Here is an 18,127-nt window from a genome sequence, read left to right as displayed (position 1 = left end):
AGCGATCACTGAGCCGCTCACCTCGCGTGTGGAGTGCGAGGACCTTATGCCTGCACGCCGGAAAGCGGCTGCGTACCGACGGCATCTGACGCTGTGTCCGATGGGGGCTGACGGATCAGTGTGAAGCTGGCGGCGGCGCCGAGGAGGGCCACGCACATACCGACGAGGAAGGCCGCGCGCATGCCAGTGGCGAAGGCATGGTTGGCTGCCGCGTGGAAGGCGCCGCGGACGGGGGTGGGTACGGAGGCCGCCGTGCCGTTGATGTTGCCGGTGGCCACGTCAGTGGCCAGTGAGCTCAGATTCCGGTGCAGGCCGTGGAGTCGACCGGCTCGGGAAGTCAGGTCGTGGGACACGGCCACGACTTGGACGGCGCCAATGCCGCCGAAGCCGGCGGTCATGCCGACGATGCGCATGGTCGAGTTGATGCCGGAGGCCATGCCGGAGCGGGACAGGGGCACGATGCTGATGGCCACGTTGCTCATCTCGCCGTTGATCAACCCCGTTCCCAGACCGCTGATCAGCCCACCGGCCGCGTAGCCGGTCCAGCCGCTGTACAACGGGGCGAATGCCAGGAGAGCGGCTCCGATCGCCACCAGGAGTTGACCGATGGCCAGCAGGGCGCGCGAGGAGATGCGGCCGGCCAGGCGCGCGCCGAGGGGGCCCGCACCGAACAGCGGGACGGCGAAGGGCAGCATCGCCATGCCGGCCTGCAAGGGGCTGTAACCAAGAACGCCTTGGAAGTACAGCGGCGTGTACAGGAACAGGCCCCAAAAGGCGATGGACAGCACGAGGGGAGCCAGGCTGGCCCCGAGAAAGGTGCGGTCGGTGAACAGGCGCAGCTCGATCAGCGGGTAGGACCGGCGCAGTTCCACGGGGACGAAGGCGATGGCGAGCACCGCCGCCGCGGCCAGGGTGGAGACGATGGTGGGGCTGGTCCAGCCCAACTGCGGCGCCATGACGAGGGAGTAGACCGCCAGCAGGACCGCTCCGCTGAAGAGCATCAGGCCCTTGAGGTCCAGACGTGTGGCATCGGGGTCCTTGGATTCCCGGGTGCGCAGCAATCCCAGGACGAGCATCGCGATGCCGAACGGCACGTTGAGCAGGAATGCCCATCGCCAACCGCCCAGGTCCACCGCGAGCCCGCCGATGAAGGGGCCCAGGGACGCGCCCAGCCCCGAGGCGACACCGAAGACCGCGAAGGCATGGACCCGGCGCGGGCCGGTGAACTCCTGGATGAGAAGGGCGAGCGAGGAGCTGAACATCCCCGCCGCGCCGATGCCTTGGGCGACCCGAGCCACGTTGAGCCAGAGCATGGCCGGGGCCAGGCCGGCGAGCAGAGAGGCGGCGGTGAAAACGGCCAGTCCGGTGAGGAAGACCTTCCGCCGACCGAACAGGTCTGCCAGACCACCGCCTGCCATCAACAGGGCGGCGAACGCCATGGTGTAGCCGTTGATCACCCACTGCTGGTCGCTGAAACTGACGGAGAAATCTCGGTGAATGTCGCGCAGGGCCACCGAGGCAACCGTGTAGTCCAGGGGCAGCAGAAAGGTCGTCACACTGCTGACGATGAGTGTGGCGAGCGCATGGTTCATGCGTGGCTTCGGGGGCATGCGGTTCCTGTTTCGGCTTCGGGGCGAATTCGGAAGTGCGGACACAAGCGTCTGGAGACGCGGTCAGCGGAAGACGTTTCCTGCCGTCGCCGAAATTCCTCGGCAGGCGCATTCACGGCTCCACTCCGGATGCACCGGGTGGGGAACGATTGCTACGTAGATCGTGACAGGGCCCCGGGCCGGTTCTCCAGCAGCTATCGGACCAGCACAGTCGCTCCTCACCCGGAGCGCTTCTGAACTCCGGCCTCGGTCTTTCACGGCGGTCCGTCGGTTCTTCGCGGGCCGTTTCGTGTGTCTGGGCTGGTGGCGGCCAGGACGAGGGGCCCCGCTGTCGCGTCCGGGTGCGCCTGTGCCGGGACCGGCATCACGGGTGGCCGCACGGCTCCCACAGCCTCATGAGGCGGGCGCGAGCAGGCCCTGCGCGATCGCGGCGGCCTTGACCTCCTGGTACAGGGCGGTGAGGCTCTCGCTCACCTGGAGCCGGGGCAGTTGCAGGCGGTCCAGCGCCCCGGCGTCCACGCCCACATCCTGCCAACCCTGCCCGGTGAGATAGCGCATCAGCGCGGGATTCAGCCGGTCCACACCCCGCACGAGCCGGGCCTCGGGGGTGACGCCCGCCTCGTGCTCCCGCCAGACCTTGAGGAACTCGTCGCTCAGTTCGTCCGGGAGCGCTCCGTACCTGCGTTGGGCGATCTCCTCCTCGACGAGCGCCTTCTTCTCCCGTAGTCGGGCGTTGTCCTGGGTACGCCAGGCCGAGGGGTCGCCCGCCTCGATCTCCACGAGGTCGTGCATGAGGCACATCTTGAGCATCTTCTCCAGGTCCAGCCGGTGCCCGCACTCGCGCTCGAACTCGCGGTGCAGGACCCAGCAGACCAGCGCCAGGTGCCATGAGTGCTCGGCCACGCTCTCCTTCCGCACCCGCGTGGCGTTGTTGTGCCGCTCGACCTCCCGGAGCCGGGCGGAGAAGGCGATGAAGTCGAAAACCTCGCGAAGCTCGTCACTCATGCTGATTGCCTTCCCTGTTGCTGCGCTCTGTTTGTCACGGTGAACTGTTCCCGCTGTCCATCCGGGGCGGTGGGAGATCCGCTGGATCAGGGGCGCCACCGTGAACAGTCTCCTGCTCTCCGCAGTCGGCCGGGCCGGTCCCGGCGGGACGTCACGATGCCAAGATCGCCGGCTGTGGTGCTGTCCGGTGCGAAGGCGCGAAGAGGTGGGTGCCGTCAGGGCAGAGGTTCCACAGCTGCATGAGCGCGTAGGAGCGCCACGGGCGCCAGTGTTCGGCACGGCGCATCGTCGAGGCAGGGTCGGTCGGCTGCCCCAGACTCCGCAGAGCCCGGCCGGTCCCGGGAGCCTGGGTGAGGAAAACGTCGGGGTCCTTGAGGGCCCGCATGACCAGGTAGGCGGCGCTGTCTCCACCGAGGCCGGCCCGCGTCAGCCGGTACTCCGTCTCCGTGCGATCGCTGCCGTCACTCAATGTCAGCTCATGGTCAGCCACGTCAGTGGCGATGCGGCGCAGCAGGACCGCTGCCTCGTCGTCGAGCAGATCGGTCAGCGATGCCTCGGCCAGCGTCCGGGCCGTCGGGAACAGGTGGGTCACCGTTCCGCTGGGGAATGGCAGCGGGCGGCCGAAGCGACGCGTCAGTGCGGCTGCCACCGTCGAGCCCTGGGGCCCGGGGAGTATGTGCCGAAGGGCGGTGGTCAGCAGCAGTTCCTCGGGGTCGGCGGACCCGGGCACGCGCAGGCCGGGGTGGGCGGCGACCAAAGGAGCCATCAGGGGCTCCCCGGCGAGGAGTTCCGCGACGGCCAGCGGGTCGGCGTCCAGGTCCAACAGGCAGCGGCAGCGGTGGATGGCGGTGGCCAGGTCCCGTATGTCTTCCAAGCGGAACTGCGCTTCGACGTAGCCGGGGCGCGGGGTGAGGGCAACGACGCCGGCACCATACGGCAGCCGCAGCCCCCTGCGGTAAGTGCCGTTGTCGATGTCCTCGATGCCAGGGATCGCGTGGGCGGCGAAGAAACGCAGCAGCGCCGGTCCGTCGAAGGGTTCCCGGACCGGCAGACGTACGACGACGGTCCCGGCGGCCTGGCCGGTGGGTGAGGAGGCCGCGCCCCGCAGGGCGGTGGGGGTGCGGTCGAAGACGGCGGCGATGGTGTCGTTGAACTGGCGGACGCTGGAGAAGCCCGCGGCCATCGCCACGTCGGTGATCCGCAGGCCGGTCCTCTCCAACAGGATGCGGGCGGTCTGGGCTCGCTGGGCACGAGCCAGGGCCTGCGGGCCGACGCCGATCTCGGCCGTGAGCAGGCGGTGGAGATGCCGTGCGGTGTAGCCCAGTTGTGAGGCCAGTCCCGCGACGCCCTCCCGGTCGCAGACCCCGTCCGCGATCAGGCGCATGGCCCGGCCGACGACGTCGGCGCGGAGGTTCCACTCCGGCGAGCCAGGGCTGGCGTCGGGATTGCACCGCTTGCAGGCACGGTAGCCGGCCTCCTGGGCAGCCGCCGCGCTCCTGTAGAAGCGGACGTTCTTCCGCATGGGGCAACCCGGGCAGCTCGGGCGGCAGTAGATGCCAGTGGTGATCACGGCCGAGTAGAAAAGGCCGTCGAAACGGGTGTCCCGGCTCAGCGTGGCCCGCCAGCAGCGTTCGAAGTCGAGCATGCCGACATCCTTCCAGCGAGGAGGGCAGGGTGCTGGCAGGTATCGGACATGCACGACCGCCTCACCGCAGCCGGGCTCCGCGGCCGACCGACATCCGTCCGCTGCCGGCCGACTGCGGCCTCACTCCGGAGAGGGGGAGCCGGATGACCGGGTTGCCGCGATGCCGGTGCTCCGGAAGCCCTGCCGCCGACTTCGCGAACCGACCTCGTACGCGTAGCCCGTCCCACGGGTGATCATCTAGCGGAACTCGCCTGCCGCCCCCGCGGCCCAGTCCTCGAAGGCGCGGCCGCGGCGGCCGAGAATGCGCTCCAGATCCGGGGATACAGGGGTCGGGGTCTCCACGCACGACGCGAAGTAGCGAAGCAGGGAGTCGGCGATCTCCTCGGTCATCCAGCCGTTGGAGAGCATCGCGTTGCGCGCTGCCGCGTGTGAGATCTCCTCGTAGCGCAGTGGTCGACCGAGCACCGCACCGAGGATGCGGACCTGTTCCGTGAAGGTCAGCGACTGGGGCCCGGTCAGGACCGGCGCTTCACCGGAGGGAATCGCTCCCGTCAGAGCACGGGCGGCGACGGCGGCTATGTCGTCCTCATGGACCGGTGCGGTGGCGGCCTGTGCATACGGACCCGCGACGGTGTCTCCCGCCCTGACCTGGCCGATCCACTGGCGGGCGTTGGCGGCGAAAGCGTCGGCCCGCAGATGGACGAACTCGGGCGCGACCGCTTCGGCGGCGGCTTCCAGCTCGCGGTGGCGGTTGGCCACGGCGTGCCGGCTGTCGCCGGTGAGGACGGACGAGGAGGACAGCGTGACCACGCGCGTCACCCCCGCGTTTCTCACGGCGTCGAGCAGGGTCTGCTCGCCTTGCCAGAGGGCCGCCGGGTTGAGGAACACCGCGGTGACGTCGTCCAGGTCGGGGCTTGCGCTGTCGCAGGACTCGACGCCGGCTGGAAAGCGGGCGTCGCGAGGAGCCCGGGTGAGAGCGCGGACGGCATGACCGGTGGCGGCGAGCTGCGCCACGAGGGGACGGCCGACGGTGCCGGTGGCTCCGGTGACGAGTATCAAGGTTCTCTCCCGTTCGAAGAAGTGCTGAACCCCAGTTCAACCATCTGGATGAATTCTGTCAACCATCCAGATGGTTGACGTCCCTGCCGGCGCCGATATCCTTGCCCTCATGACCCCGCCCACCCGCCGTCGTGCCGCCGACGCCGCACCCGACGCCTCCCGTCGCCGTCTCCTGGAGGCCGCGAAGGACGTCTTCGCCGAGAAGGGGTACGCGGGAGCCCGGGTGCAGGAGATCGCCGACCGCGCGGGTGTCAACAAGCAGCTGATCACCTACTACTTCGGCGGCAAGAGCGGGATCTACGCGGAGTTGAGCCGCCAGTGGGCGAGGAGCGAGGCGGAGCTGCAGGACCCCGAACTCCCGTATGACGAGCTGGTTCTCGGCTACCTGCGGAACGTCTTCGCGGACCCGCGCGGCGTACGCCTGGAGGCATGGTCGCAGCTGACGGGCCGCCCGGACGCGGCCGAGCCGGGGGCGGAGGACCTCGCCGACATCGAGCGCCGCCAGGCCGAGGGCGAGTTGACCGACGCGATCAGCCCGGCCATGGTCATGCTGCTGTCCCAGGCTCTCGTCATGGCCCCCCACCTCATGCCGGGCACCGTGCGCCGGATCTTCGGCAGCGACCCGGCGGACCCGGACTTCCAACGGAACTACGCCCGTCAACTGGGCCTCGTCATGCGCCTGTTGCGCGCCTGATCACCCGGGCGGCCGCTCCCCGCCACCCACCTCGACCACCGGCTACGCCGCCGACGTCAGCCGCCGTTGACACCCCACGGGACCCGCGGCGCCACGCGCGGTGAGGACGAGCGCCCCCGCGACCCAAACGCCGAGATCACTCTGATCACTCCGAGTTACTGGTTCAATGCTCTCGGTAGTCAGTCGTGACGAGCACGACGACCGGGAACGAGGAGAACCCCTCATGCGACATGTGTTCACCAAGGCGGCCGCCGTGGCCGCCGTCGGCGTGCTCGCCTTCACCGTGGCACAGCCCTCTCAGGCCAGCACCCCCCAGCAGGGGCCGGTCCGCGCGGCCGCAGCGGGCCCCGCCTACTTCGAGATGACCGACATCACGCGGGCCACCTTCGTCATCAAGCTGACGAACAGCACGGAAATCGAGCACGCCCGCGAGCTCATCAGCGGCGAGACCACCGACGAGCCCCACGTGATCACGCGGATCATCCCCCGCCCGGCCCCCTACAACCCGCGCTGGAGCTACCAGGCGGACTCCGACCAGACCAGCTTCTTCGACCAGGGCCTCGAGGTCTGCGACGCGACCATCCCCTACGTCGAGGAGTACCTCGACGAGGTCGGCGGCGCCTTCCTGCCCGGTCGCATCTGGTGCGACTGGACGTCTCGCCTGGTCAGGGAAATCCCCGCACCGTAGGTGACCGCCCGCGGGTGCCGACGCCCACCCGTCACGACACCCGCGTCGCCCCGAAGTCTGCTCGGGCCGGCGGTTGACCGCCCGCCCGAGCAGTCCCGCCCGCCGGCGGCGGCCGAACGCGGCCGCTACCGCGTCCGTCCCGGGATCGATCCGCCTGCGGGCTACGGCGCCGAGGCCGTGCACCTGGCGCGGCGGTTGGACGGGGCCGGGGGGTGACCGCCGGTCAGTAGCGCCAGCGGGTGGCCTCGATGACGTCCTCGTCCGTGCGGGTGGCGAACAGCTCCGCCTCCCCTCGGCGTACGGCGAGTACCGCCTCGTACAGTTCGCGGCCGAGGGCCTTGCGCAGGAGCGCGGACTTCTCGTAGGCGTCGGTCGCCTCGGACAGGGTGGTCGGGAGGCGGTCGGCGGTGCCGAGGGTGGCGGGGTCGCTGCGGGTCTCGGGCGGTAGTTGCAGCCCGGCGTCGAGCCCCGCGAGGCCCGCGGCCAGCACGCCGCCGATCACCAGGTACGGGTTGGCGGCGGCGTCGAAGCACTTGACCTCGGCGTTGGCCTGCTCGGCGGTGGAGCCGGTGATCAGGCGCAGCGCCGCCTCACGGTTCTCCAGCCCCCAGCAGCGGTAGGCCCCGGCGAACCGGGAGGGCACCAGGCGCAGGTAGGAGGCGGCGCTGGGCGCGCCGAGGGCGAGCAGGGCCGGCAGTTCGGACAGCACGCCCGCGAGGAAGTGCTCGGCTTCCGGGTGCAGCCCGTGGCGGCCGGGGCCGCCGTGTGCGAGGTTGCGGCCCTGCCGCCAGAGGCTGAGGTGCACATGGCCGCCGTTGCCGAGCTCGCCCCCGGAGAAGACGGGCGCGTACGAGACCCGCAGGCCGTGCCGGGCGGAGACGGCCCGGATGGTGTGGCGTACCAGCATCGCGGTGTCGGCTGCCTCGACCGGTCCCTCGGCGGCGACGGAGACCTCGAACTGCCCGGCGGCGTACTCGGGGTGGAGCTGGAGCACGGCGAGGCCCTGCCGGGTGAGGGCGTTCAGCACCTCCCGCAGGTAGTCGGAGTGCTCGACGAAGCGGGTCATGCCGTACCCGGGCCCGTGCGCCGCGGGGGACCCGGCGGCGTCGGCCGCCACCCACTCGACCTCGATCCCGGCCCGCACCGACATCCCGCGCCGTCCGACGGCCTCGGCGGCCCGGCGGGTGAAGCCGCGCTGGCAGCCGGGGTGCGGCGCGCCGCCCTGGGTGTAGCGGTCGGCCGGGGCCCACGCCCAGCCGGGCTGGGCGGCGAGCGGGGTGAGCCGGTCGAGGTCGGGGACGAGCCGCAGGTCACCGGTCGGGCCGGTGCTCGACGGCGTGCGGGTGAAGGAGTCGTCGACCAGGGAGAAGTCGAAGCACGGCGCGGCGCCGACACCGTACTCGGCGGCGTGTTCGAGCTGGGCGAGCGGGACGGACTTGACCCGGGTGAGCCCGGCGTTGTCGACCCAGCCGAACACCACCCCGTCGATGCCCTCGGCGGCGAGCTGTGGTGCCGCGGTCCGGGCCCGGGCGGCCCGTTCGGCGCGGGAACGCGTGGTGGTCATGCCGCCCATGCTGGTGCGGGCGGTGGCGGGAACGCCCGGGTTCGGCGGGAGTTCATCCGTCCGGGAAGGACCACGACGACGAGTTGACGATGCGTCAGGCATGCCGCATGCAGAGGCTTCCCCACTGGAAGCCCGCGCCGATCCCGGCCAGCACGTAGGCGTCCCCCGGGCGCAGGGCGCCTGCGGTGACGGTGGTGTGCAGCGCGGTGAACAGCCCGGCCGATCCGGTGTTGCCCAGCCGGTCCACGGTGACGGGGGCGCGCTCCGGGGGAACGTCCAGCGCCGCCATGGTCTCGGTGAGGATGTTCAGGTTGGCCTGGTGCAGGAAGAAATGACGGACCTGGTCGATCGGCACGCCGGCGCGGTGGGCGGCGCTGGTGATGCTCTCGGGCAGGCGAGTGGTCGCGGTGTTCCAGACGGCGCGGCCGTCCATGGACAGGTAGTGCTCTCCGGCGGCGACGGTGGCGGCGCCGGCGGGCAGCCGGGAGCCTCCGGCGGGGATCTGGACACCGTAGGACAGCTGGGAGCCGAGGCTGTAGGAGAGCAGGCCCGCTCCGGGGGTCTCGGAGCGGCTGAGGACGACGGCTGCCGCGGCGTCGCCGAAGAAGACGCCGGTGGTGCGGTCGGTGGGGCTGGCGAGTCTGGAGGCGCAGTCGGCCGCGAGGAGGAGGACGGTGGTGATGGAGGGGTTCTGCAGGAGGTGGGCGGCGATCAGCATGGCCTGGATGCCGGAGGCGCAGGCGGCTTGGGTGACGTCCAGGGCCAGGGCGCGGTGCGCGCCGAGGGCGTCCTTGACGATCAGCGCGGTCGACACGATCGGCTGGTCCCAGGTGTAGGTGGCGACGATGACCGCGTCCAGTCGGGTGGGCTCGATGCCGGCGGCGTCGAGGGCCGGGTGGGCGGCGGCGACGCACATGTCGGAGGTCGCCAGATGCGGTGCCAGCCGGCGGCGTTCGCGGATGCCGGTGCGGCTGGTGATCCATTCGTCGCTGGTGTCCAGGGTGCGGGTGAGCTGCTGGTTGGTGACGACCTCCGGGGGCAGGTGCATCCCGGTCCCGGCGATGGAGAACGGTACGGACAGGCCGACACCGGTCTGGTGGAACAGGGTCTGGTCCAGGGCGACGGTCATGCCACGCTCCGTTCCGGCCTGAGCGGTGCACCTCGAAGAACTCCCATGTCCGTTCCTTTCGATAGCGGTTCGTGAATGGCGGGGCGCCGCCGGGGCCGATCACCCGGGCTCCGGCGGACACCGCGTCCGGGTGCCCTCCGGTGATGACGTCCTCTGCGCGGGCGGGGCCGCGCGCAGGGACGGCACGGAGGCGAGCAGCGTTCGGGTGTAGGGGTGCCGCGGGGCGCGCAGGATCGTCCCGGTGGGGGCGGTCTCGACGATCCGGCCGTGCCGCATGACCGCCACGACGTCGGAGACGTGGCAGACCGCCGGCAGGTTGTGGCCGATGAAGAGCACGGACAGCCCGAGACGTCGCTGGAGGTCGCGGATCGTGTTGAGGACGGCGGCCTGTACCGAGACGTCGAGCGCCGAGGTGATCTCGTCGGCGATCAGCAGGCCGGGCTCGACGGCCAGGGCGCGGGCGAGGGCGACCCGCTGGCGCTGGCCGCCGGACAGTTGCCGGGGCAGGCGGTCGGCGAGCCCGGGGTCCAGGCCGACGAGGCCGAGGAGCTCGGTGACGCGCTCGGCGCGGGCGGCCCGGTCGAGCCGGCGGAAGACGGTGGCGGCTTCGACGAGCGCCTGACGGGCCGTCATCCGGGGGTCGAGCGCGGTGTCCGGGTCCTGGAGGACGACCTGGACGAGGCGGCCGAGCCGGCGCCGGCCGCGGACGGTGCGGGTGCGGACCTCCCGGCCGTCGACCAGGACCCGGCCGCTGTGCACGGGGACGAGGCCGACGATCGCGCGGGCCAGGCTGGATTTCCCCGAGCCGGACTCGCCCACGAGGCCGAGCGTGGTGCCGGACGGGATCTCCAGCGAGACGCCGTCCACGGCGGCGGGGCGGACCCGGGGGCCGGGGTGGCGGACGGTGAGGTCGGTGACCTGAAGGGCGGTCATGACGCGGTCACCTGCTCGGGGATCGCCGCAAGCGGTACAGGATGCCAGCAGGCGACCCGGTGGACGGCGTCCAGGTCCTCCAGCGGTGGAGCCTGCTCCGCGCAGTGGTCCCGGCGGCGCGGGCAGCGGGGTTCGAACGGGCATCCCGGTGCGGGCGCGAGCGGGTCGGGCGGTGCCCCCTCGATCGTCCGCAGCGGCCGGCCGCGGTCGACGCTGAGGTCCGGCACCGAGGCGACCAGCGCCCGCGTGTAGGGATGCCGGGCGCCGTCGGTGAGGCGGTCGGCGGGCAGTTCCTCGACGATGCCGCCCGCGTACATCACCAGGACCCGTTCGCAGAACTCGCCCACGAGCGCGATGTCGTGGCTGACGAACAGGATCGCGGCGGAGGTGTCCCGCCGGATGTCGGTGAGCAGCCGGGTGATCTGCCGCTGCACGGTGACGTCGAGCGCGGTGGTCGGTTCGTCGGCGATGATCAGCCCCGGCCGCACCATCAGCCCGGAGGCGATCATCACGCGCTGGCGTTGGCCGCCGGAGAGCTGGTGAGGACGTGAGCGCAGCAGCGCCGGGGACAGGGCGACCCGGCGCAAAGCGTCGGCGGCCTGCGCGGCGGCCCCCGCGCGGCCGGCACCCCGGTGGGCCCGGGGGGCCTCGGTGAGCTGGGTGGCGATCCGCAGGGACGGGTTGAGCGCGGAGGCCGGGTTCTGGAAGATCATCGCCAGGCCCGTCGCGAGGTGCCGGTCCCGCTCCTTGGGCGTCAGGGCGGCGAGGTCGGCTCCGAGCAGGCGCAGGGTGCGCCGCGACACGCGCGCGCCGTACGGGAGCAGGTCGGCGATGGCCAGTGCGGTGAGCGACTTGCCCGAGCCCGACTCGCCGACGAGCCCGAGGGCCTCGCCGGGCCGCACCGAGAAGCTCACGCCGCGCACCGGCCGGACCGGGCCGTCCGGGGTGGGGAGTTCGATGCTGAGGTCCTCGACCTGGAGTACCAGCCCGTCCTCGGCGGGGCCGCTCGGGGCGGGCGTCGGCGCGGGTGCGCGCGGGGCCGGGGCGCGCCGGGCGACGCTCCCGGCCAGTACCTCGCCGAGCAGTTGGAAGGCCAGGGCCGCGTAGAGGACGGCCAGGCCCGGGGCCAGCGCGGGCAGCGGGTCCGCGTAGATCCGGTCGAGCCCCTGGCTGAGCAGCAGCCCCCAGTCGTAGCCGGGCGGTTGGACGCCCAGGCCCAGGAAGCTCAGCCCGGAGAGTGCGACCAGGGAGGTGCCCGCCGCCGTGGTGGTGCTCAGCAGCAGCGGCTCCGCGATGTTGGGCAGGACGTGCCGCCACAGCAGCCGGTGGCGGCGCAGGCCGAGGACCCGGGCCGCGGCCAGGTGGTCGGTGCCCGCGACGCCGGCGGCGAGGGTCTGGGCGAGCCGGGCGAATCCGGGGACGCCCGCGGCCGCGAGGGCCAGCACTGCCCCGGCGGCGCCCGCGCCGAACACGACCGCGAGGAACATCGCGACGAGGAGCGCCGGGAAGGCGAGCAGGAGGTTGATCAGCCCGGCGGTCAGCCGGCGGCCGCGCCGGCCGAGGACGGCGGTGCAGGCCCCGAGGAGGATTCCCGAGCTCGCTCCGAGCAGGACCGCCGCCAGCGCGAGCAGCAGGGAGGGCCGGGTGGCCGTCAGGACCCGGGCGAGCAGGTCCCGGCCGAGACCGTCGGTGCCGAACGGGTGACCCGCGGAGGGTCCCTGGAGTACGGCCGAGGGGTCGGGGCGGTCGGCCGCCGCGCCCCAGACCGGCGGGCCGACCAGTGCGAGGGCGAGGAGTGACGCCAGCATGACCGCGGTGGCCCAGGCCATGGGCGAGCGCCGGAATCCGGACGGAAGGCGCATGGTCACATCTCCCGGATCGCCGAACGGGGATCGAGCACGGCGAGCAGCACGTCGACCACGAGGCCGGCGAGCAGCAGGGTGGTGCCGAGCACCAGCACCATCGCCTGGACCACCGGGTAGTCCTGTGCGATCACGGACTGGGCCATGGCGGAGCCGATGCCGGGCCAGGCGAAGACCTTCTCGACCAGCACGGTGCCGGCGATCAGGGCGGGCAGCAGGCTTCCGGCGACGGTGAGCGCGGCGGTGGCCGTGTTCGGTGCCGCGTGCCGGAGGTAGCAACGTGCGGGAGACAGCCGTTTGCTCCGGGCGGTGCGCAGGTAGTCCTCGTTCAGCACCTTGAGCGCCTCCACCCGGACGATGCGCAGCAGGATGGCGGTGGGGGCGAGGGAGAGCGCGAGGACGGGCAGGACGAAGGACTCGACGCCCGCCGCTCCGGCCACCGGGAACAGTCGGAGGCCGACGGCCAGCAGCGCGGTGAGTCCCGCGGCCAGCACGAAGTCCGGCACCGCGGCCACACCGGCGGTGACCGCGGTGAACGCCAGATCGGTGCGCGGGCGGCGGCCGTCACGGGTGCGGACCGCGGCCAGCAGGCCGCCGGGCAGGGCGACGGCGAGGGTGGCCAGGAAGGCGAGACCGGCGATCTCCAAGGTGGCCGGCAGCCGGGTGCGGACCAGCTCCGCGACGGGGGTTCCGGTGACCAGCGAGGTGCCGAGGTCGCCGTGCAGCAGTCCGCAGAGGTAGTGCCGGTACTGGGACAGGAAGGGTGCGTCGAGCCCGAGGGTGTGCCGGCGGGCGGCCACCAGGTCGGGGGCGGCGTCGACGCCGAGGGCGGCCCGGACCGGATCGCCGGGGACGAGGCGGATCATCGAGAACGACGCGGTGAGCACGACTGCGAGGGAGACGAGCAGCCGGAGCGTACGGCGGCCGAGGAACGCTGCCCAGGGGTGCCGCATCAGCTGGGGTGAGGACATGGTGGGTCCCGGTCACTGGTGGAGGCGGATGCTGGTGGGAACGAGCTGGCCGCCGAAGGAGGTGGTGAAGGCGGTGCGGTAGCCGTACACGCTGCTCCGGCCGTCGGCGATCGGCAGTGCGTCGGCGGAGCGGAAGAGCGCGGCGGCGGCCCGGTTCCAGGTGCCGCAGCCTGTCGTGTCGGTCTCGCGGAGGGCTCGGGCGACCAGGGCGTCGTACTCGGGGTCGGTCACGCCCGCGAAGTTGAGGCCCTGGGCGGTGACGGGGCCGGAGAAGAAGGGGACGAAGCCGACCGGCAGGGCGAAACCCGGGGTGCTGCCGACCACCACGTCGAAGTCGGCGCTGCCGTACATGGCGTTGACGAGGGCGGGCAGGCTCTCGGTGACCTGCTCGACGTCCGCGCCGAGCGCCGTCCATTCCCGGGCCATCAGCTCGGCGACGGACGGCAGGGTGGGGCCGAGGTCGGGGCTGGTGATGAGGCGGAGCCGCAGAGGGCGGCCGTCCTTGGCCAGCGGGCCGTGGCCGGAGCGGGTCCAGCCGGCGGCCCGGAGGGCTTCCGCCGCGTTCCGGGAGGGCAGGTTGGCGTCCGCGACGTCGGCGTGGCAGACCGAGCCCTCGGCGCCGAAGTCGGTCGCGGGCCTGCCGCGGCCGCCGACGGCGACGTTGGCGAGCCCCCGGCGGTCGAGGGCGGCGACCATGGCGCGGCGAAGTGCCTTGTCGGCGAGGGGCCGGCCGGGCCGCTGGTTGAAGAAGGTCAGCCCGACCACGGTCGCGACGTCGGTGGTGGACAGACCGTGGCCGGTGAGCCGGGCGCGGTCCGGCCCGTTCACGTCGGCGATCTCGATGCCCCCGGTGAGCAGGAGGTTCGCGGCGGTGGAGGCCTGGGGCACCACCGAGATGACGATGTGTGCGGGGATGCCGGGCTCAGCGGTGGTCGCCCCGGCCGGCCCCCAGGAGTATCCGTCGCGGACGGTGAACTCGTAGGGCCCGCCCGGGGTGTAGCGGGTCAGCACGTAGGGGCCGGTGCCCTGGGTGGCGCGTGCCAGCGAGGCGGGCCGGTCGAGCCCGGCGGGGCAGACGATCGGCAGCTGTCCGATGGTGCGGGTGAGGAACGGGAAGGGGGCCGCTGCGGTTGTCGACACCGTCCTGGTCCTGTTGTCGGCGCGCGCGGTGAACGGGACGTTCGGGAGGACGGTCCGGGCGCCGGCGAGCTGGTTGGCCGGGTCGCCCGCGTAGGTGAGTGCCCGGGCCACCGCCGAGGCGGTGAGGGGAGTGCCGTCGGAGCAGGTGATGCCCGGACGGAGGACGAAGGTGGCCGTGGTGGCGGTGGCCCGCCAGGAGGAGGCCAGACCGGTGACCAGGGTGCCGTCGGGGGCGAGGTCGACCAGTGAGTCATAGGCGTAACGGGCCTGGGAGGCGCCGAAGGAGGAGTACGGGTCGAAGCTCGGCGTCTCGCTGGACTCCGCGATCCTGACGGTTCCGTGGTCCACCAGGGGAGTGGTCGTCGAGGAGGCGGCACCGTCGCCGCAGCCACCCAGCGAGACGGCCGAGGCGATGAGGACAGTGGCCAGGACGACCGCTGGGGTGCGTCGGGGCATGGCGTCATGGTGTCACCGGGGCTCGGTCGTGGTGCGTCAACTGCCCTTTGCGCGAGGCGTGTTCGAACGCCCTCAACCCGCCTGCCCGCTGGTCGGGAGCCGCTCGGGGCGACCGGGGCGGGTGGTCCCGATTCACCTTTACGAGGAGCGGCGGGGCCGGCTGTTCCATTGCTGAGCGGGCTGCGTGGTGCGTGCCGGACGGGCGGAATTAATGGAGAAAGGATAATCCGATGATCGCTTTCCTTGGTGTTTTGATGTTCAGCGGTTCAGGTCACGCGGTCAGGGAATGAACACTCGCATGAGTGAACTCGGAGGTAGCCATTTGGTCCAAGCGAGCGCGGCTCGACTACGGTGATCGTGGGATCGGATGGCGCGTTCCGGTGTCCGGGAATCCGACGTGTGGAGCGAATCCCGGATACCGAGCTGGAATGCTTCTCTTCACCCGGCTGCGCACTGCTCCGGAGTTCGCCATGCCCGGGTTCCCTGTCATACGCATACGTGGAGAGGATGGAGCATCATGCCGCCCGTAGTACCGCCCTTCCTGGTAGGTCTCATCGTCGCGCCGCTGGCCAAGCGCCTGCTCAGGCCGCTGGTGAGCGGAGTCGTCAAGACGTCCGTCGGCATCGCGATGGAGGTGAAGAAGGCGGCCCACGAGGTCGGGGAGAACATCAACGACCTCGCCGCCGAGGTGACCGCCGACGTGGTGGCCGCCCAGATTTCCGCCGGTGACACCGGAGCGCGCTCCGGTGTCGCCCAGCCCGTCGCCGCGCGTGTCCCCATGGACGAGCCCGTCGGCCAGGCCGAAGGGGGCTCAAGGGCCCCGAAGCCGCGCGCGAGTGCCGGAAAGGCGCACTGACGGTCCGTCGGGACCCGCGGCCGCCGCCGGGCGCGCATGTCGATCGATTCGGCGGAACGCATCGGGCGGCGGCCGTCCGCCGGCAGTTCGGCTGCTGAAATCCGCCGTTCAGAATTCCCCACTCCGTCGCCGTATTCCGTCGTGTCCGTGACGGTATTCCGCGACCCCGCGAACAGGTGATTCGTACACATGCCATCGTTACTGGGTGCCGCACCCGGATTCCGATCCGTGGAATCGGGCGCGAGTCCGCGCTCGGTCACGCCGGGCCGCCAGCGCTGGGACGTCAAGCTGGTGCGCGGACGGCCCCGGACGGCCCAGATCCTCGCCGCCGCCCTGAGCCGCGTTCCCGGGATCACCGAAGTCCAGGCGAACCCGGTCACCGGCGGCGTCCTCGTCCGGCACGATGCGCGGGTGTGCGCCACGGACGTCGGCCGGATGGTGCGCAGAGCCGTCGCCCTGCTCGCGGCGAAGCCCACCGGAACGGAAGGCGTGACGCCGGACGGGCCCGCCGTCGACCCGGCCCCGCCGGCGGACCGCGGCCCGGTCACGCTCCCGGCGCTCGCCGCCGGCGGCGCGGTCGCGGCCGGGATCGCGCTGATCAAGGGATCAGCGCTGAGGAGGCAGTTGGTGGCGGTGGGCGGTGTGGTCGTGGCGACCGCGGTCGTGCTCCGCAAGGACTGGCACAGAACGGTCGACGCGTCCCGCGACGCGGCCGGGCCGGATACCGGACGCCACCCCCTGCTGGAGATCGTCGGACCGCATCGGCGCACCCTCTACCGGGCAGCCGCCCTGTCCATCGCGTGCCAGACCGCGGAGACGGCGCTCGGCACCTTCCTGGGCTGGACCGGCCTGGTCCTCATCAAGGGCGAGGCGGCCCCACTGGTCAGCCTCGGCCTGACCACGGCTTCCGCCCAACTCTGGGGGCTGGCCGGGCTGGTGGCCGCAGCCTGTGCCGCGGTGGCGGGACTGTCGTACGCCTCCAACCTCCAGTGGCGCCGACTCGGCCAGGACATCGAGCACGACTGGCGGAGCCGCACGTACCGACACGTCCAGCACCTCGAACTGAGGCACCTGGAGGGAGAGCGGACCAGCCGGGTGGCCGGCACGCTCACCAACGACGTCGGGCAGTTGGGCGCCTTCTTCGCCGGACCGGCCAACGACGTCCTGCAACTCGGCACCAGCCTGGCCCTCCTGGTGCCCGCGTTCCTCCTGCTGGCGCCGCAGATCGCCTGGGTCGCGTTCCTGCCGATCCCGGTCATCGCCTGGCTGTCGCTGCGCCACCAGGACCGGGCCGCGGCCGGATACGCCGTCACCGGCGAGCGCCGGGCCAGGCTGGGCAGCCAGGTGATCAACTCGCTCGAAGCCGGTGCGACCGTCAAGAGCTTCTGCACCGAGGACCACGAGGCCGAACACATCGACACGTTGAGCGAAGCGGCCCAGGAGAGCAGCCGGCAGAGCGACCGCGGCACGATCCGCCACGCCGAGACTGTCCGGGCCTGCACCACCGCGTCGATGGCCGCGACCCTGCTGATCGGTGGCCGTTCGGTGCTCAACGGCACCCTGCGCTTCGAGGTGTTCAGCCCGCTGATCGGGCTGCCCCAGATGCTGCTGATGCGGATGAGCCGGCTCGGCGGCATCGCCGACCAGTACCAGCGCACCCTCGCCTCCTACGAGCGGGTCCAGCGGCTGCGCGCCCTGCCCGCCGAGGCCGACGACGGCGACGGGACGCTCGACCTCGCCGAGGTGCGGGGCGAACTCGTCCTCGACGGGGTCACCTTCGCCTACCCCGGCCGGCCGGCGGCGCTGGAGGACCTCTCGCTGACCATCCCGGCCGGGCAGGTGACCGCCCTGGTCGGCGCCACCGGCTCAGGCAAGACGACGATCGCCAAGCTGCTGATGCGCTTCCAGGACGTGGAGTCCGGCCGGGTGCTGCTCGACGGACAGGACGTCCGGGACCTGCGCCGTCACGTCCTGCGCCAGACCATCGGCTTCGTCGCCCAGGACCCCTTCCTCTTCGACGGCAGCATCGCCGACAACATCCGCTACGGCACCTTCGGAGCCTCGGACGAGGCAGTGCTCCAGGCCGCCGCCATGGCCGAGGCGCACCCCTTCATCGCGATGTTGCCGGACGGCTACGACACGCTGATCGGCGAACGCGGCGCCGCGCTCTCCGGCGGCCAGCGGCAGCGGATCGCCCTGGCGCGCACGATGCTCAAGAACTCGCCGGTCGTCATCCTCGACGAGGCCACCTCCGCCGTGGACAACGAGACCGAGGCCGCCATCCAGCGCACGCTGCGCAGCTTCGCGGCCGACCGGACGATGATCGTCATCGCCCACCGCCTCTCCACGGTCCGCCACGCCGACCGGATCTACGTCATGGACAAGGGCGGCATCGTCGCCGAACAGGGCACCCACGACGAACTCCTCGCCCAGCACGGACACTACGCATCCCTCTGGCAGATCCAGGCCGGCGAACTCGCCGCCTGACCGCAGAAAGCCGCCCCGCCCGCCGATC

Annotated in this window: 14 protein-coding genes; 4 read left to right on the top strand and 10 right to left on the bottom strand. The window is 72.1% G+C overall.

The features are described 5' to 3' along the window. Positions 1-44: 44 nt before the first annotated feature. The 4 genes from ACIPAE_RS08995 to ACIPAE_RS08980 all read right to left on the bottom strand — a co-directional run bounded on the left by ACIPAE_RS08995 (position 45) and on the right by ACIPAE_RS08980 (position 5,319). Positions 45-1,592: an MFS transporter gene (locus ACIPAE_RS08995; RefSeq protein ID WP_402443903.1), complete on the bottom strand. Its 1,548-nt coding sequence runs from the start codon at positions 1,590-1,592 to the stop codon at positions 45-47. A gap of 411 nt (positions 1,593-2,003) precedes the next feature. Continuing rightward, a complete protein-coding gene (locus ACIPAE_RS08990) occupies positions 2,004-2,615 on the bottom strand; it encodes an HD domain-containing protein (protein WP_329372841.1) in 612 nt (203 codons plus the stop codon). A gap of 151 nt (positions 2,616-2,766) precedes the next feature. Next, complete coding sequence (locus tag ACIPAE_RS08985; RefSeq protein WP_402443901.1) at positions 2,767-4,260, bottom strand: bifunctional transcriptional activator/DNA repair enzyme AdaA; 1,494 nt, start codon at positions 4,258-4,260, stop codon at positions 2,767-2,769. A gap of 237 nt (positions 4,261-4,497) precedes the next feature. After that, positions 4,498-5,319 (bottom strand): NAD(P)H-binding protein, encoded by an 822-nt coding sequence (locus tag ACIPAE_RS08980; RefSeq protein WP_402443899.1) that lies wholly within the window; start codon positions 5,317-5,319, stop codon positions 4,498-4,500. A 109-nt stretch (positions 5,320-5,428) separates the two neighbouring features. Here ACIPAE_RS08980 and ACIPAE_RS08975 point away from each other — a divergent pair, with 109 nt between their 5' ends. Further along, positions 5,429-6,013: a TetR/AcrR family transcriptional regulator gene (locus tag ACIPAE_RS08975; protein WP_402443897.1), complete on the top strand. Its 585-nt coding sequence runs from the start codon at positions 5,429-5,431 to the stop codon at positions 6,011-6,013. Between the two features lie 223 nt (positions 6,014-6,236). Further along, complete coding sequence (locus tag ACIPAE_RS08970) at positions 6,237-6,701, top strand: calmodulin-binding protein (RefSeq protein ID WP_329372849.1); 465 nt, start codon at positions 6,237-6,239, stop codon at positions 6,699-6,701. Positions 6,702-6,924: 223 nt separating this feature from the next. On the opposite strand, the gene ACIPAE_RS08965 is transcribed toward ACIPAE_RS08970, so the two are convergent. From ACIPAE_RS08965 to ACIPAE_RS08940, 6 genes are all read right to left on the bottom strand, one after another. Beyond that, entirely contained in the window at positions 6,925-8,265 is a 1,341-nt protein-coding gene (locus ACIPAE_RS08965; protein ID WP_402443895.1) for a glutamine synthetase, read from the bottom strand. 94 nt (positions 8,266-8,359) lie between these two features. Continuing rightward, positions 8,360-9,394: a beta-ketoacyl-ACP synthase 3 gene (locus ACIPAE_RS08960; protein ID WP_366411356.1), complete on the bottom strand. Its 1,035-nt coding sequence runs from the start codon at positions 9,392-9,394 to the stop codon at positions 8,360-8,362. Between the two features lie 99 nt (positions 9,395-9,493). Next, positions 9,494-10,327, bottom strand: coding sequence for an ABC transporter ATP-binding protein (locus tag ACIPAE_RS08955; RefSeq protein WP_402443893.1), 834 nt, complete (start codon positions 10,325-10,327; stop codon positions 9,494-9,496). Further along, entirely contained in the window at positions 10,324-12,189 is a 1,866-nt protein-coding gene (locus ACIPAE_RS08950; RefSeq protein ID WP_402443892.1) for a dipeptide/oligopeptide/nickel ABC transporter permease/ATP-binding protein, read from the bottom strand. Before ACIPAE_RS08950 ends, ACIPAE_RS08955 begins: the two co-directional genes overlap by 4 nt. A 2-nt stretch (positions 12,190-12,191) precedes the next feature. Then, positions 12,192-13,160, bottom strand: a complete 969-nt coding sequence (locus ACIPAE_RS08945; RefSeq protein WP_402443891.1) for an ABC transporter permease — start codon at positions 13,158-13,160, stop codon at positions 12,192-12,194. A 12-nt stretch (positions 13,161-13,172) separates the two neighbouring features. Then, the gene (locus ACIPAE_RS08940; RefSeq protein ID WP_402443889.1) at positions 13,173-14,756 is read right to left on the bottom strand and encodes an ABC transporter substrate-binding protein; all 1,584 of its coding nucleotides are present in this window, start codon (positions 14,754-14,756) and stop codon (positions 13,173-13,175) included. A 517-nt stretch (positions 14,757-15,273) separates the two neighbouring features. Here ACIPAE_RS08940 and ACIPAE_RS08935 point away from each other — a divergent pair. Together ACIPAE_RS08935 and ACIPAE_RS08930 are read left to right on the top strand one after the other, a co-directional pair. After that, positions 15,274-15,612, top strand: coding sequence for a DUF5132 domain-containing protein (locus ACIPAE_RS08935; protein ID WP_329372860.1), 339 nt, complete (start codon positions 15,274-15,276; stop codon positions 15,610-15,612). A 228-nt stretch (positions 15,613-15,840) separates the two neighbouring features. After that, positions 15,841-18,099: an ATP-binding cassette domain-containing protein gene (locus ACIPAE_RS08930; protein WP_402443887.1), complete on the top strand. Its 2,259-nt coding sequence runs from the start codon at positions 15,841-15,843 to the stop codon at positions 18,097-18,099. The last annotated feature ends 28 nt before the right edge of the window (positions 18,100-18,127 follow it).

Source organism: Streptomyces sp. NPDC087270, from assembly GCF_044744625.1.
Classification (GTDB): domain Bacteria; phylum Actinomycetota; class Actinomycetes; order Streptomycetales; family Streptomycetaceae; genus Actinacidiphila.
This window is presented reverse-complemented; position numbering and strand designations above follow the sequence as displayed.